The following is a 16,097-nucleotide window of genomic DNA, read 5'->3' on the forward strand; positions in this document are numbered from 1 at the left end:
TTATATAGCTACAATTCTATACATTATGAACATAGCTTTCAGTATTTTCATTTGACACAGAGTGGAATTCTCGTCCATCATAGACAGCCGTTACATAACCAGCGCGAACCACAAAATCTCCAAAATGCTCGCCCTCTAAACGATCCTTTGCAAAATGTAAAAGAATTGGGCGCAGCTCTGCTAAAATTTCCTCTTCGCCAATATTTTCACGATAAATTTTATTTAAGCGATTGCCTGTAAAACTAGCACCTAGATACATATTGTATTTACCTGGTCCTTTACCAATAAAGCCGATCTCACCCATTGCTGCACGCGAACAGCCATTTGGACAACCAGACATACGAATAACAATCTCGGTTTCATTTAAGCCTGCCTCATCAATAATAGCATCGATTTTTGTAATAAGAGAAGGTAAATAACGTTCTGCCTCAGCCATAGCTAAGCCACATGTTGGTAAAGATACGCAGGCAATTGAATTGCGACGTAATGCTGAATAGTGTGCTCCATCTGTTAGCTTGTATTGCTCGATAAGCGTATTAATTTTTCTCTTCTTCTGTGGCGTTACATTGCTAATCATTAAATTTTGATTTGGTGTTAAGCGGAAATCACCTGTATGCACCTTAGCAATTTCACGTAAGCCTGTTAATAGCTCATAATCTTCAAAGTCCTTGATACGGCCATTTTGAATAAATAATGTGTAATGCCAATTACCATCAGTGCCTTTAATCCAGCCAAACTCATCACCTGTACGCTCAAATGTATATGGGCGAGCCTCTCCGATTTCCCAGCCTAGGCGACGTGTTAGCTCCTCTTTAAACCAATCAAGCCCTCTTGCATCGATTGTATATTTAAAACGAGCATTTTTACGGACAGAACGATTACCATAATCACGCTGGATTGTAATAATTTTTTCCGCTGTTTCCAGCAGCTTATCTGGTGTAATAAAGCCAATAACACGTGCAAGCTGTGGGTAGGTAGCATTATCACCATGTGTCATACCCATTCCTCCACCAACAGCTACATTAAAGCCAACAAGCTGATTATTCTCCACAATCGCAATGAGCCCAATATCTTGTGAAAAAACATCCACATCATTGCTTGGAGGAATCGCAATACCAATTTTAAATTTACGCGGTAAATATTGTGCACCATAAATTGGCTCAATCTCTTCATCCTGACTGTCTACTACCTTTTCGCCATCCAGCCATAATTCATGATAGGCACGTGTACGAGGCAATAAATGCTCACTTAGTTTTGCGGACCAATTGTAAACCTCCTCATGCAATGCTGATTGATTAGGATTCACATTACACATTACATTACGGTTTACATCTCCACAGGCAGCAAGAGAATCTAATAGCACTTCATTAATTTCCTGCATATATTTTTTTACATTCCATTTTAAAATACCATGTACTTGGAATGCTTGACGTGTCGTTAGCTTTAAGGAACCATTACCATATTTTCTTGCCATTTCATCCATCACAAGCCATTGCGCTGGTGTTGCTGCGCCCCCAGGTGTGCGGACACGTACCATAAATTGATAAGCAGGTTCCAGTTTTTGACGCTGACGCTCATTACGAACATCACGATCATCCTGTAAGTAGCTACCGTGGAATTTCATCAGGCGGTTATCATCCTCTGGAATGCCAGAGCTTAATGGGTCATTCATTGTACGTTCAAGTGTTCCGCGAAGATAATTACTCTCAGTCTTAATACGCTCTACATCACTTGGTTTCCCAGGCTGTGGCGGTAAAACTATTTTTTCTGTCATGCTCAATCGCTCCTCTAATTAAAACTTAATAAACATCACGTTGATAACGTTTTTGCTGCTTTAATTCGTTCACAAAAGCTTTTGCTTCCTCAGGGGTTTTCTGACCCTGCTGTTCAATAATACGGTGAATGGTTGCATCTACATCAGCTGCCATTGTTTTTTCATCACCACATACATAAATAACAGCGCCCTGCTCAAGCCATTCATAAAAGCTTGCTGCATTTTCTTCCAATTTATGTTGTACATATACTTTTTTATCTGTATCGCGTGAAAAGGCTACATGCATCTGACTTAACGTACCTGCGGCAAGCCAGCGCTGCCAGTCTGTTTGATAAAGGAAATCTGTAACAAAATGCTGGTCGCCAAAAATAAGCCAAGCGTTACCCTCAATGCCTAACTCCTCTCGTTCCTCTAAAAAGGCTCGATATGGCGCAATACCTGTGCCTGCACCAATCATAATAATTGGTGTATCCTGATTTTCTGGCAATCTAAAGTTTGGATTTTTATGAACATAAATTGGCAATGTATCTCCAATTTGAAGGCGCTCCGCTACACTGCCAGAGCAAACGCCCAAACGTTGTCGTCCAGCTGTTTCATAGCTTACTTTGCCAATTGTTAAATGTACTTCATCAGGATTTGCCTTTTGACTACTCGCAATGGAATAAAGTCTAGCAGGGATTTTACGCAATATTTCAATAAATTGCTGTGCACTCCATGTAAATGGCGCAAAATCCTCTACTACATCAAGTAAATCTCTTCCCTTTGCATAGTCCTTCCATGCATTTGACTCTGCAAGAAGCCTCGAAAATTCAGGATGTTCTGTATAAACGCTAATTTTTTCAAGCAATGGCTTTGATAGTACTGTAATCTCAAGCCTTTTTTGTAATGCATCCTTCAATGACAATGTTTCATCAGCAACCGTTACCTCTGCTGCTGGATCAAGCTGCAATGCGGTTAATAATGCATCGACTAGCTTTTCATCATTCTCTGGCTGAATACCAATACTGTCACCAGGCTCAAATTGGAAATTAGCACCTTCAATTGATAATTCAAGATGGCGTGTTTCTTTATTAGAGCCACGACCATTTAGATTAATATTTTCAAGCACTTCAGCGTAAAACGGGTTTTTCTTAGAATATGTAGTAGCTGCTGGTGCTTGTGTTAGCTCATTTTGTACTACAGTTGCTGCTACCTCCGCAGGCTGTTGTAAAAACTTCTCTTGCACAGCCGAGAACCATTGTGCTGCATCATCATCATAATCCACATCACAGTCGATACGAGGAGCTATCCTTGTTGCTCCTAGTTTGGCAAATTGCTCATCAAAGTCCTTACCTGTTTTACAGAAAAATTCATAGGAGCTATCGCCTAATGCAAGCACCGAATAATGTAAATGATCTAGCTTTGGTGCTCGTTTACTATGCAAAAATTCATAAAATTGGATTGCTTGATCTGGCGGATCGCCCTCACCATGTGTACTAACAATCAGTAAAAGATTTGTTATCTTTTTTAAATTAGCCGCTTTAAATTTCCCCAATGATGCAACAGTCACATCAACATTTTGAGCTTTTAGTGTAGATGCATATTTTTCAGCTAGCCCTTGACTATTCCCTGTTTGAGAGCCATATAAAATCGTGATTGTTTGCGTAATTGGTTGTGCTGCTGGCGGTGCACTTTCAACAAGGGCATCAAGTGTTGCTTGTGGTGCGCTCAAATAGCCGTTAAGCCAAATTTTTTGTTCAACCGTTAGTTTTGGCAGAAGCTCATTCAATAGCTTTATCTGCTCTTCATTAAATGGACTGTTTATTACTTGCAGTTTCAATCTTTGCCACCTCACAAAATAATAGTTATTGATGATTATCGAAGTCTTATTTTTTCCTTTTTTTCAATTTGAACCACATAGGAATTTTGTACAATCAATGTAATAGACCCGTGGTTCACAGTATTCAACATTTGGCGGACATTTTCTAATGCTAGATTTACATTTTCAGTCTTTTTATCTACCATTACGAAACACCTTCCTCTTTAAAATGTAATAGTTCATCAATACGCTCCACTAACACCTTTTTTACATTGTCGTCATAGCCTAAGCTTTCACATAAAATAATATTCTTGCCTTCAACCCCCTGTAATCGCTTTGTAATGCTTTGCCGTAAAATACCTGTAAATAATAAATAAGGCACAATAAAAACTTGCTGCTGCTTATACTGTTCTTGTTGTAGCCATTCCTCAAAAGTTGGTCCCATTCCATATAAAAAGCATGTGTCTACAGCCTTATAGTGATATTTCGTGCGTAATCTTGTCGCAATATTAGCTAAATCTCGTTTCACCGCAGGGTCACTGCTGCCACGTCCTATCAATAAGACACGAGCATGTGGGTTAGGTTGCTGCTGTTCTAGAATTCTTGCTTGCAATGTATCAATTAGTAATTCATGAACACCAAGTGGTGCACCATATGTAAACTTTACATATGGATATTGCTTTTGAGCCTTGGCAATCTCATGTGGAATATCATGCTTAGCATGCTGAGCAGCTAACAATAAAATCGGCATCACGGCAATGGTTGTCGCACCTTTATAAATACAATTGGCAATTCCCTCCGCAATGGTTGGTGTTGCAAGCTCTAAAAAGCAGATTTCCTGAATGGGCACGTACACTTCCTGCTGTACACCCTGAAGAAATGTCACAGCTTGCTCTACTCCTGCCTTTACGCGACTGCCATGTGCAATATATAAAATGGCTTGCATCATTTCACATCCTTATTCAGAAATTTCGGCTAGCTGTGAATGACTATCCTCAAACCATTGAATAGTTTCTCTTAATGTCACAACCTTCCCGACCAATATAATGCTTGGATTTTGAATATTTTCTGTACGTACAATATCTTCTATTGTTGCTAGAGTACCTGTCACAGTTTTTTGTTGAGCAGAAAATGTGCCCCAATGAATAAGCGCAACAGGTGTTTCTGGATCACGTCCATATTTTAGTAGCTGTTGACGGACATATGGCAGATTACCAACCCCCATATAAATGGCAATCGTATCAATTCCTTTTGCAAGACTTTCCCAGCGAATTGCATCTTCCTTATCATCCTGCATATGACCTGTCACCATCGCAAAGCTTGAGCCTAAATCACGGTGTGTCACTGGAATACCCGCATAAGCTGGTGCAGCAATGCCTGATGTAATACCGGGTATAATTTCGAATGGAATATGATACTGCGCTAACACTTCAGCTTCCTCTGCACCTCTTCCAAAAACAAATGGGTCCCCCCCTTTTAATCTTGTAACAATTAACCCTTGCTGTGCGTAATTAACAAGTGTTTGGTTAATATGCTCCTGAATCATGGCATGTTGTTGAGGCAACTTACCACAAAAAATGAGCTTAGCGTCTTTTTTAGCGTAGGATAACAGCTCTTTATTAATCAGCCTGTCATATAAAATAACATCTGCACATTCAATACAGCGCAATCCTTTAACTGTAATAAGATCAATATCGCCAGGACCAGCTCCTACAATATAAACTTTTCCCATTCCACTTCACTCCTTATGTAAAGAAAAAAGGCCAATATTATCCATAGGCATACTAATGCCTAAAAACAATAAAAGCCTCTAGTTTGCTAGTCAGCTACATTATTTAATTCTTAGTAATATAATAAGAATAATATATAATCTAGGATATTCTGTCAACATAAATTTTGATACTTCATAAAATACTGATTTTTAGGCATAAAAAAACCAATTGCCGATTTGCAAATCGACAACTGGTTATGATTGTTATATTCTCACCAAGGTCTACGATATCGTGGACCCGGTCGAAAATATGGGCCTCGTGGATACGGCTGATAGCTTGGATAGTTTGGGTAATACGGATAATTTGGATATTGATTAAATTGTGAGCCAAGTAAGCTGCCTAAAAATCCACCAAAAAACGGTGCGCCAAATGGCCAAATAAAACCGCCAAAGCCTCCTCCAGGATAACCTCCAAAATTACGCATATGCTACCTCCTCTTTTTACTCTATCGTATGAAGAAGGATACATCTCTCATATGTGCAATGCCTAACCTACTGGGGTTAGCACGTATATCATAAAAAAAATCAGCGATAGCAAAGACACGCTGATTTTTTATTGTTGATTATTCCTCGCCTAAGCGTTGCACAAAATTAGCAAGTGTACGTACCATTACACCTGTACCGCCTTTAGGACCTAAATCATGTGCAGTCGTGGCATCAGATGTACCAGCAATATCTAAATGAATCCATGGTGTATCACCAACAAACTCACCAACAAAGCCTCCACCAAAAATCATATGACCATCACGTCCAGGAGAATTGTTTAAATCAGCCACATCTGATTTACGAATACGTTTTTTATCGTTTTCTGTTAAAGGCATACGCCATACAAACTCATCTGTTTCTTGTGCGGCTTCCATAAATGCGGCAAAAAATGCATCGTCGTTTGATAATGCACCTGTTTTGTCCATGCCTAGTGCAGTAATAACGCCTCCAGTTAAAGTAGCAACATCAATTAGTGCTGTAGCCCCCTGCTGTTTCGCATATGTAGTCGCATCTGCCAGCACTAAGCGCCCTTCTGCATCCGTGTTTAAGACTTCTACTGTTTTCCCGCTATAGGTTGTAATCACATCATCTGGTTTAAATGCTGTATCAGATACCATATTATCTGTAGAGCCAATCACAGCGACAACATTTTTAGCTGGACGTAACTCACCAATAATTTTCATTGCTCCCAGTACAGCAGCAGCACCGCCCATATCGCCTTTCATACCAACCATTCCATCTTTAGGTTTTAATGAATAGCCACCTGTATCATATGTTACACCTTTACCTACAAGCCCAATTGGCTCTGCAAAATCATCTGTTGCTTTGTACTTTAAGGTAATTAAACGGGGTTCTTCATAGGAGCCTTGGTTTACACTTAAAATACCACCCATACCAAGCTCCTCTAATTGGGCTTTATCTAAAATCTCTACTTCAAAATTATAGTTAACCGCAAGCGACTCTGCATAATTAGCTAAATCAGTCGCTGTTAATAAATTTGGTGGTAAATTAATTAAGCTACGTGCCTCATTCACCGCATCCGCATAAATCGCACCAACTTCAAAGCTCGCTACTACTTCATCTAAATCATCAGCTGCTGTAACAAAATGAACCGCCTCAATACGTTTATCCACCTCATTGGAAGTCGTTTTATAATGAGGAATTGAATAGTAGCCAAGCCCTGTGCCTTCACCCGCTAAAAAGGCTACATCTGCTACAGTAATGGATTCTGTTGTAAATGATTCAAGCCAAACCGAATACTCTTTCACCTTTAAAGCTCTTAGCTCTTTCCCTACTAAGCCAAATGCTGCTCGAAGATCGCCCTCTGTTAAGTTTTTACGCTCATCTAACCCAACAAACAAAAGACGTTTCAAATTGGCATGCTCTTTGACAAATGGTAATTTCGTTAGCTTTTTTAATGCAGTCGATATATCCCCTGCATTAATCCATGTATCAAGGGATTCACCGAAAAAGGATGAAAAGCTGGCCCAATCTTGCATTTGTTCACGATGTTTTGGGACTCCCACTATTAATAGCTCAGTAGAAATCGTTTCAAATGTTTTTGCTTCTTTTACAATATGCATGTAAACTCCTCCATTCCATATACTATTATAGCGAAGTTTCTGAAATGCGCGTAATATTTGCCTATAGCTTCTTTTAGAAAATAATGAATGTTATAATAAACGTAATTATTTGCAAAGGCTGTGATGAATTTGAGTTTACTTCAAAATACCCCTTTACTCGTTGCCCTCTTTGCCGTTCTCTTTGCACAATTTGTTAAAATTCCTATTCATTTTTTAATGACAAGAAAAATCAAATGGGGCCTCTTTACATCAACAGGTGGTATGCCTAGCTCCCATTCCGCTTCTGTCACTGCACTAACAACCTCTATTGCTTATGAAACGGGCTTAGACTCTCCCATTTTTGCAGTAGCTGCTATGTTCTCCTTTATCGTTATGTATGATGCAAGTGGTGTACGCTATCAAGCTGGACAACATGCGGCAGTTTTAAATCAGTTACGTAAAGATTTTCAAACATTGCTCCATGATTTAAAAAAATGGCCGCAAATGGATGGGCAAGAGAAGATGGAGGAATTAAAAACATTACTAGGTCATAAACGAAGTGAAGTATTTTTCGGAGCCCTTACAGGTATTTTTATCGCTATTATTACCTACGAGCTTTTACTATAACCATAGCAGCACATCCTCTGAACGGAGGCTGTGTTTTTTGTTTGCACAGTCGTAAGCATTCTCAGGTACTAAAAAAGTATTCCTCCCTCAGTTGAAAGAAGAATACTAAGCACATTAAAACATTCGGTATCCATTTTTTCGTAAATAAATCATCACAATCCCCGCCACAATAGCACCTGCAAAACCGCCTGATAAAATAGCAATATCAACAAATTGAAGTGCCTGCAACTTATCCATTAACGCAGGAAAGGCAGAGCCTGGATTGAAAATATAATCGAAAAAGCTTACTTCATCCACAATAAAAATCACAACAATTGGATACACAATTGCCATTAACCATGTCATGCGTAATAGCATATTTAGCAAAAAGCCGATACCAAAAAACATCACAAAAAACAGCAAAATAGAAATGATTAGCTGGACTAATGAAACTGGACCTTCCATGTATGTATAACCTCCGTTTTCCTCTCATTAGTTTACATGATTACAACAATGCTTTCAATGAACACAGCCCTGTTTTCGCCTGTTCGACATATTTAACAGCCTAAGTATTGTCTTCCCATAAGAAAAGTTCTTGCTATCATAAAAAAACTATTGAAGATAACCATATATCTTCAATAGTTTCAGACTGTAGACAAACTCAATAAATTTTGAGTTTGCCTACAGTCTTTTTTCTTTTACAATAAAATAAAGGTAAGCCGTTGATTGCCACTACGGGCGGACGCTTTCCGCGGGCGGGGTCGAGCTGCTTCCCTCGCTTCGCTCAGTCCAGGATCTCGACTTTCCCGCTTTTCCCGCAGGAGTCGCCGCCCTTCGTTCCAATCAACTTCTACATAAAGAACGCCTTATGCATATGTTGATAAAAAGTAAATTTTTGGGATGATCACCCCTGATGACAAAGCATCAAATTCATGAACCTGAACAAGTAGAAATGCTAACGATTTTTCCCAAGACCATTTAGTATGAAAATTAGAGGCTACTATTGATTTTTCATCTAACCATTAGTAGGAAATCTCTATTCATTACAAAAGAAATGATGCATCATGAACTCCTCCATGCAGACCCTCTATTTATTGATGCTACACAAAGAAATTTTTCTACAAGCATGTATATATTAAAAATAAACACTATAGAAGAAAAAATGGCAAAAGGAATCGAGAAGTTCACGCTCGATTCCTTTTGTCTACAATCTTCAATAGTTTTATAGATTATGAAGCTGATTGCGATAATAGAAATCTTGGTGATTTCCAAAGCTGTGCCCACTTTTTAAAGGCTGTAATAACAATAATTAAGCCTAATAACAACATAATAACGGATAATATACCATTTAACATATTGAAACCAGCAGCGTCTGGGTTCCAATATACATTTTTAATCATCCAATAGCCTGCAACATTAACTGTGATGTATAGATAGGCTAATGGAATAAAGCAAGTTAACGCATAGACTCGCTTGTCTGCAACCCTTAATACCATTGTCACACCACATACTAAACCAATGGCTGCCATTAGCTGATTGGACACACCGAATAATACCCAAATCGAGCTAATATCCCCTGAGTACAATAAATAACCCCACATAAAGCAAGCGAGTGCACTTGCAAAAATTGTACCTGGTATCCAATTTGTACGCTTCAATGGCTTATAGACATTGCCACCAAAATCTTGAATTAAATAACGCGCTACTCGTGTTCCTGCATCAATAGCTGTTAAAATGAACACAGCCTCAAACATAATGACAAATTGATAGAAATAAGACGATAATTCCGCAAACCAAGGAATACCTGTAAAAATATCAGTCATCCCAACGGCTAATGTTACAGCACCACCTGTTCGCCCTTCCAAATCCATGCCAATGCTTTGCGATAACGCTTGTAAATGAACAGGTTCCATTCCTAATGTTGCAAAGACAGCAGGTGCTGAGTTAATCGCAAAATAGTCTGCTGGATGAAGAGCTGTTGCAGCAATTAAAGCCATTATACCTACTAAACACTCTACTAGCATCGCGCCAAAACCAACAATACGAATATCTTCCCAACGATCAATCATTTTAGGCGTAGTTCCCGACCCTACAAATGCATGGAATCCTGAAATAGCACCGCAGGCAATTGTAATTGATACAAATGGCCATACAGGACCTGCTATAACTGGTCCACCACCATGAATAAATTCTGTAAATGGCGGGAATTGAATCGCTGGGTTGACGAAAAATACCCCAATAATTAATGCAATAAATACGCCAATTTTCATAAAGCTACTTAAATAATCACGAGGCGCTAATAGTAGCCATACAGGTAATGCAGCAGCAAAAAACGCATAAATAGGTAAAATAATTGCTAATGTATCACGATCTAACGTTAAAAAATCGCCAAATGCTGTGCCCTGAATAAGTGGTCCAATAAACACGCCAATCATTAACAATATAAAGCCTACTGTAGATGTAACAATTAAATTGCCTGTTTTTCGATAGGCAATTCCTACAAGCATGGCAATCGGAATCGTAATCCCTACCGCAAATGTTCCCCATGGATTTCGTTCTAAAGCTCCTAGCACTACCATTGATAGCCCTGCCATTGTAATGGTAATAATAAACAGCATCGCAAGTCCAGTACAAAAACCAGCAACAGGACCAAGCTCTTCCTTCATCACTTCTGATAATGACTTACCACCATGACGCATAGAGGCAAATAGCACAACTGCATCATGTACAGCCCCGCCAATAACAGCGCCGATTAGTAGCCAAAGAAGTCCTGGGAGATAACCAAATTGTGCAGCTAAAATAGGTCCAACTAAAGGTCCTGCTGCGGCAATGGCTGCAAAATGATGCCCAAAGGTTACCCATTTATTCGTTGGAACATAGTCTTTACCATCTTCCAAAGCGTGCGCTGGCGTGGGTATATCATCCTTAATTTTTAACACCTTTTTTGTAAAGAAGATACCATACAAGCGATAGCTAATCATCAATATACACATTGAGCCTATCACAATTGTAATTGCATTCATGTAAACACCCCTTTTTGCTTTTTCCACATCATAGCAAATGAATCTACTAATTATTCGTAAAATTAACTAAAATGTCAGAAATTTAAGCTGAAAGGTTATATTTTACTGTTGAAATGCAACTATTTTGATAAATCAAAGATTTTCCTTACATCCTTCATATATAATCTACTTACAGGAATTGATTGCCTATTATGCAAAATTAAATTATATTTCGAATTGCTCCAAGGCTCCAGCTCCACAATATGCTCTAAATTCACAATATACGCACGATGAACACGTACAAAGCCTTTTAAAGCAAGCTTTTTTTCCAATGCTGCCAACGACTCTGAAGCAAAAAATCTTCCTTGCTCTGTCACAATAATTGTTCTACTATCCTCAGATGTACAATATAAAATATCCTGTATTTTAATTAATAAAATTCGATCATTGGCAAAAGCTGTTAGTTTATCTAGCTTGTCTAGCTGCGAATACTTTAATTCTTCGATTGTTTTTGCCTGTGCTGCTCTTTTTTTCGCTACTAATTTTTCAACGGCTGTTTGAACCCGCTGTGCTTCAAATGGTTTTAAAATATAATCAAAAGCATTCACTTCAAATGCCTGCAGTGCATACTCGTCATAAGCCGTGGCAAAAATAATTTCTGGCCTCTGTGTATTTAACATTAGCTCCTTTGCTAAATCGACTCCATTACTTCCACCTAATTCAATATCTAAAAATATACAATCCACTTCAACAAATTTAAACTCTTGGCAAAGCTCCTCTAATCCCTCAGACTCACCACAAACTGTCACTAACCCTGTTTGCTCTAATAAATAACGTAGTTCAGCTCGTGCTAATGGTTCATCATCAACAATATAAACATTCAATTTGTTCTACTCCCATCTCGTTGCCTTTAATGGCAATTGAATCATAATTTTTGTACCTACATCCAATGTACTTGATATATGAAAATCAGCCTCTGAGCCATAAATTTCATGGATACGCTGATAAATATTCCATAAAGCTGTTCCTGTCCCTTGATCTGATTGCATAATACGTTTCCCAAGCTGTTTCACTTGCTCTTTTCTCATGCCACAGCCATTATCCTCTGTTAGCAATAATAATTTATCGTTCACGCGCTGTACCTTGACATAAATTTTGCCTTCCTTACGATTTTTGAAAGCATGAAAAATAGCATTTTCAACAAGTGGCTGTAAAGTAAATGGAGGAATCTGAATATCAAACAATGATTCATCCAGCATAAATTCAACCTTATATCGATTTGGAAATCTCGTTTGTTCAATCGCTAAATAAGCTTCAACATGGTCAATTTCATTTTTTAATGGAATTAACATTTGCCGTGCACCCTGTAAATTACTTCTAAAAAATGTACTAAGCTTAATTAATAAAGCTCTTGCCTCATCAGCATCTGTGCGAATCAAGCTTGAAATGGTATTAAGACTATTAAAAAAGAAATGCGGATGCACTTGTGCTTGCAATGCCTTAATTTCTGCATCTTTTAATAATTTCCTCTGCTGCTCAATTTCTGCATACTCAAGCTGGGAGGAAAAAAGTTTGCTTAAGCCCTCCGCAAGCTCCTTTTTCACCCCTGTTAAAGAATCTTCTTTGGTGAAATAAAGCTTTAAGCTTCCAACCGTCCGATGTTGCACTTTTAAAGGAAGGACAATTGCTGCGCATAACGGACAATCCTTATGGGGGCATTGAATCTCCTTTGCAGACGTAGCCATTAAAATTTTTCCTTCCTCCAATACCCGCTTCGTCAAAGCCGTCATAATTCCTCGATGAATTAAATGATGATCCTCACCAACCCCGACATGAGCCAAGATACCATTTCTATCAGTAATGGCAACAGCATCTACCTTTATTTCTCTTTTAATAATTTCTGCAACGGTTTGGCATGATTCCTCATTTAAGCCTTTGCGAAAATGCTCAATCGTTTGCTGAGCAATTGAAAAGGCTTGATGTGTTTGCAATGCCTTTGTTCGTTCCTCTTCATCAATAAACATTTTAATAATGATAAAAAATAAAAATATTCCAAAGGCATTCATCATAATCATTGGCATTGCAATTAACGATACTAACTGCAGTGCTTGTTCAAATGGCTTAGCAACCAACAATATTACGACCATTTGCACCGTTTCTGCACAAATGCCAATCATAACAGCCTTCTTATAGGAAAATGTTTGTCGTATTTTAAAACGTTTACTAAGCACACCTGTAATAATTCCTGCAAGAATTGTAGAAATACCGCAGGCAATTGCTGTAAAGCCCCCAAGTGTAATACGGTGAATGCCTGCAATAATGCCTACGCAAACACCAACAAACGGTCCACCAAAAATACCTGCAATGGCTACCCCAATTAATCTTGTATTGGCAATGGCTTCCTCTGCATTGATCGTACTATGTACCATCTGATTTAATGGATGAATTGTGCCACTTTCAATTTTAATACCTGTATAGCTGCTGATAATACATACACCACTGAAAATAATAATAAGCCATATTCTCTCTTTTATTCCTTGCTCATGAAACAGCTTCTCTCGAAAAAGCTTCCATCGTGACATTAAAAAGGCAAACACAATGATTAGCCCGACTCGCTCTAGCATAAATAAAAATAGCTCCATCATTGTTTTCCTCCTGAAATCCAATTACTTTTTAAAGAATAAGCGATAGGAAGTATAGCCAAAAATATCACCTGGATTGATCCCTTCTATCGCCTCTAATTGGTGCTTTTCAAATTGGTTGGACGCCATCTCCTTTAACATAACAGATGTCATTTCATCCTGTACTAGCTCCTGTGGATATAACCATTTGGCTTCTAATATTTCATTTTCCTGAACCATTATTTGCTGCTGCTCATCTTGCATATGGCAATAAAAAATAGCCATATTATCGCTAATTTCATCACGAATAACCCCTGTGCGAAAGCCGATTAATCCCGATACTTTACAGTCAATTCCCGTTTCTTCCTTTATTTCACGCATAACCGCCTCATCGACAGTTTCACCTGCTTGTACAAAACCTGCTGGCAATGACCAACGCCCTTTTAAGCCACTATACGCTTTTTTCACCACTAGCCACTGTCCACGCTGATTTACCGTCACACCTGATACACCTAGCCAAATTTTCCCTCGATCTTTTCTCATAGCTCTCACCTCTGTATAGCTATTATACCTGCTTACTTTTAGTCGCGTGAATACTCAATGGAAAAAGGAACTGCTTCAAAAGTTCTTTGAAACAGCTCCTTTTTCTATACCATCATTAAAAGTTGAACTGACCTCTAATTGCTGATCATCAGAATATCCTATAAGTATCACAATCCCAAAAATATATCTCCTTACTCTACAAATTCGTTATAAGTGGTAGAAATACCTTTTAAAGTTATAAAGAAGCATTATAGGGGAATAAATTTATAAAAAGATAGAATGGAGTTGATTGTATGAATCGTAAAGAACCGTTTGATGACGGCAATGACTTTTTAAAGCAGCATATAGGTATGCCAGACCAAGTCGATATTAAAAAGACTCCAACACCAGTGGAAATAATTAGTATTTAATGATTGGGGGAATTTGCTTATTTATCTTGTTGTTAATAGTAGCATTTTTTATATAACATTTATAAAAGCCTCTTTGATATAGCTACAAATCAAAGAGGCTTGGTATTTACAGTCCTAAATACGCTATTTAAGGGTTGTGTTTACATATTATCGGGATTGTGTACACACCTATGTTCATTGCAATTTACAATCCTTCTTCAACATTTATATCACGTTTAACTATTCACAAACCTCAGGCGTACCTTCACGTTTGGCTGTTTTAAATGACGTTCCACAGCCACATGAAGCAATGGCATTTGGATTGTCAATGGTGAAGCCTCCACCCATCAGCGATTGTTTATAGTCAATTTTTGTTCCCATTAAAATCGGCGCATCTTCACGGGAAACAAGAATTGTTAAACCGTGTTGTACATCTTCAAAGTCGTCTTCCTTTTTCTCTTTATCAAAATGCATCCCATAAGAGAGCCCGCTGCAACCACCACCATTTACAACTACACGTAAACAAGAACCTTGCTCCTCATTGTGCTCCATCATTTCTTGAATATGGAAGCCAGCAGCTTGTGTGATTTCAATTACTTGCTTTAAACTTGTCATCCCAGTCACCTTCCTTCTTATGTATTATCATATCAATTTCAGCTATTATATGACAAACATTCAGCTTCAAATCAATTTCTCATTATAATTCTTATATTTTTCACATATTTAGTATTTTTTATTCATGTTTCCATACAGGTCATTGGTATAATAGTTACAATGACTGCGATGGGGAGGCAATATCTATGGAAATTTCACCGTATTATGAAAAACAAATTCAATGTTTAAACTGTAAAAAAGAATTTTCAACATTAAAAGTGCGCTCAAAATTTATTAAAGTAGATCATACTGAAACGGACTTTCAGCCTATTTATGCAAACGATGTGAATGCTCTTTACTACAATGTTTTTGTTTGTGAGCATTGTGGCTTTTCTTTTACTGAAGACTTTAGCAAATATTTTGCGCCAGGTATTCAAGATGAAATTCGTACGCAAATTACCGAAAAATGGGTGCATCATGACTTCAAGGGAGAACGTACTATCTTCCAAGCTATTCAAGCCTATAAGCTCGCTTTTCTTTGTGGCACACTAAAAAAAGAAAAGAATGTCGCTATTGCTGGATTAGTTTTACGTCTTGCCTGGCTCTATCGTTCCCTCAGCAACAAAGGACAAGAGGAGCGATTTTTGAAACTAGCGCGCGATAAATACATGGACTCCTACTCCACAGAGGATTACAGCTCTACACAAATGTCTACAGTGCGTATTATGTATATGATTGCCGAATTATCAAGACGTATTGGCGATATTGAAAATGCTACACGTTTCTTTTCAAGAGTTATTGAAAAACAAAGTGCTGGCGGTGAAGCAAAAATTATTGATATGGCAAAAGAGCAATGGGCAATTATACGGGAAGCGAAAAAGCAAACACCTGATGCATAAATGTTAGCTTGCTATCCATTACACCACAGCGCAATTGTACCTGCTGCTAATG

General features: G+C 38.2%; 15 protein-coding genes. 2 read left to right on the plus strand and 13 right to left on the minus strand.

The window, feature by feature from the left end:
• Positions 1–16 precede the first annotated feature (16 nt).
• The 7 genes from cysI to MHB42_RS15090 form a co-directional block, all read right to left on the minus strand.
• Positions 17–1,774, minus strand: coding sequence for an assimilatory sulfite reductase (NADPH) hemoprotein subunit (gene cysI, locus MHB42_RS15060; protein WP_340807167.1), 1,758 nt, complete (start codon positions 1,772–1,774; stop codon positions 17–19).
• Between the two features lie 25 nt (positions 1,775–1,799).
• Positions 1,800–3,593, minus strand: a complete 1,794-nt coding sequence (locus MHB42_RS15065; protein ID WP_340807168.1) for an assimilatory sulfite reductase (NADPH) flavoprotein subunit — start codon at positions 3,591–3,593, stop codon at positions 1,800–1,802.
• A gap of 35 nt (positions 3,594–3,628) precedes the next feature.
• A complete protein-coding gene (locus MHB42_RS15070; protein ID WP_340807169.1) occupies positions 3,629–3,778 on the minus strand; it encodes a YezD family protein in 150 nt (49 codons plus the stop codon).
• Entirely contained in the window at positions 3,778–4,518 is a 741-nt protein-coding gene (locus MHB42_RS15075) for a sirohydrochlorin chelatase (RefSeq protein WP_402896032.1), read from the minus strand. The genes MHB42_RS15070 and MHB42_RS15075 overlap by 1 nt, the downstream gene beginning before the upstream one ends.
• A gap of 12 nt (positions 4,519–4,530) precedes the next feature.
• Entirely contained in the window at positions 4,531–5,304 is a 774-nt protein-coding gene (gene cobA, locus MHB42_RS15080) for a uroporphyrinogen-III C-methyltransferase (RefSeq protein ID WP_340807172.1), read from the minus strand.
• A gap of 251 nt (positions 5,305–5,555) precedes the next feature.
• Positions 5,556–5,768, minus strand: coding sequence for a uroporphyrin-III methyltransferase (locus MHB42_RS15085; protein ID WP_340807174.1), 213 nt, complete (start codon positions 5,766–5,768; stop codon positions 5,556–5,558).
• Between the two features lie 138 nt (positions 5,769–5,906).
• Positions 5,907–7,412: a leucyl aminopeptidase gene (locus MHB42_RS15090; RefSeq protein WP_340807175.1), complete on the minus strand. Its 1,506-nt coding sequence runs from the start codon at positions 7,410–7,412 to the stop codon at positions 5,907–5,909.
• A 123-nt stretch (positions 7,413–7,535) separates the two neighbouring features.
• Between MHB42_RS15090 and MHB42_RS15095 the strand changes: the two genes are divergently transcribed.
• The gene (locus MHB42_RS15095; protein ID WP_340808609.1) at positions 7,536–8,018 is read left to right on the plus strand and encodes a divergent PAP2 family protein; all 483 of its coding nucleotides are present in this window, start codon (positions 7,536–7,538) and stop codon (positions 8,016–8,018) included.
• 114 nt (positions 8,019–8,132) lie between these two features.
• Here MHB42_RS15095 and MHB42_RS15100 read toward each other — a convergent pair whose 3' ends face one another.
• From MHB42_RS15100 to MHB42_RS15125, 6 genes are all read right to left on the minus strand, one after another.
• Complete coding sequence (locus MHB42_RS15100; protein ID WP_340807176.1) at positions 8,133–8,462, minus strand: YuiB family protein; 330 nt, start codon at positions 8,460–8,462, stop codon at positions 8,133–8,135.
• Positions 8,463–9,226: 764 nt separating this feature from the next.
• Complete coding sequence (gene cstA, locus MHB42_RS15105) at positions 9,227–11,020, minus strand: carbon starvation protein CstA (protein ID WP_340807177.1); 1,794 nt, start codon at positions 11,018–11,020, stop codon at positions 9,227–9,229.
• A gap of 119 nt (positions 11,021–11,139) precedes the next feature.
• Positions 11,140–11,883 carry a LytR/AlgR family response regulator transcription factor gene (locus tag MHB42_RS15110; RefSeq protein WP_340807179.1) on the minus strand — a complete coding sequence of 248 codons (744 nt, stop codon included), beginning with the start codon at positions 11,881–11,883 and terminating at the stop codon, positions 11,140–11,142.
• A gap of 6 nt (positions 11,884–11,889) precedes the next feature.
• A complete protein-coding gene (locus MHB42_RS15115; protein ID WP_340808610.1) occupies positions 11,890–13,641 on the minus strand; it encodes a sensor histidine kinase in 1,752 nt (583 codons plus the stop codon).
• A gap of 24 nt (positions 13,642–13,665) precedes the next feature.
• Complete coding sequence (locus MHB42_RS15120; RefSeq protein ID WP_340807180.1) at positions 13,666–14,163, minus strand: NUDIX hydrolase; 498 nt, start codon at positions 14,161–14,163, stop codon at positions 13,666–13,668.
• Positions 14,164–14,792: 629 nt separating this feature from the next.
• Entirely contained in the window at positions 14,793–15,167 is a 375-nt protein-coding gene (locus MHB42_RS15125; RefSeq protein WP_340807182.1) for a HesB/IscA family protein, read from the minus strand.
• 185 nt (positions 15,168–15,352) lie between these two features.
• Here MHB42_RS15125 and MHB42_RS15130 point away from each other — a divergent pair, with 185 nt between their 5' ends.
• The gene (locus tag MHB42_RS15130; RefSeq protein WP_340807183.1) at positions 15,353–16,045 is read left to right on the plus strand and encodes a DUF2225 domain-containing protein; all 693 of its coding nucleotides are present in this window, start codon (positions 15,353–15,355) and stop codon (positions 16,043–16,045) included.
• Positions 16,046–16,097: the final 52 nt, after the last annotated feature.

The sequence above is a fragment of the Lysinibacillus sp. FSL K6-0232 genome, from assembly GCF_038008325.1.
Lineage (GTDB): Bacteria > Bacillota > Bacilli > Bacillales_A > Planococcaceae > Lysinibacillus.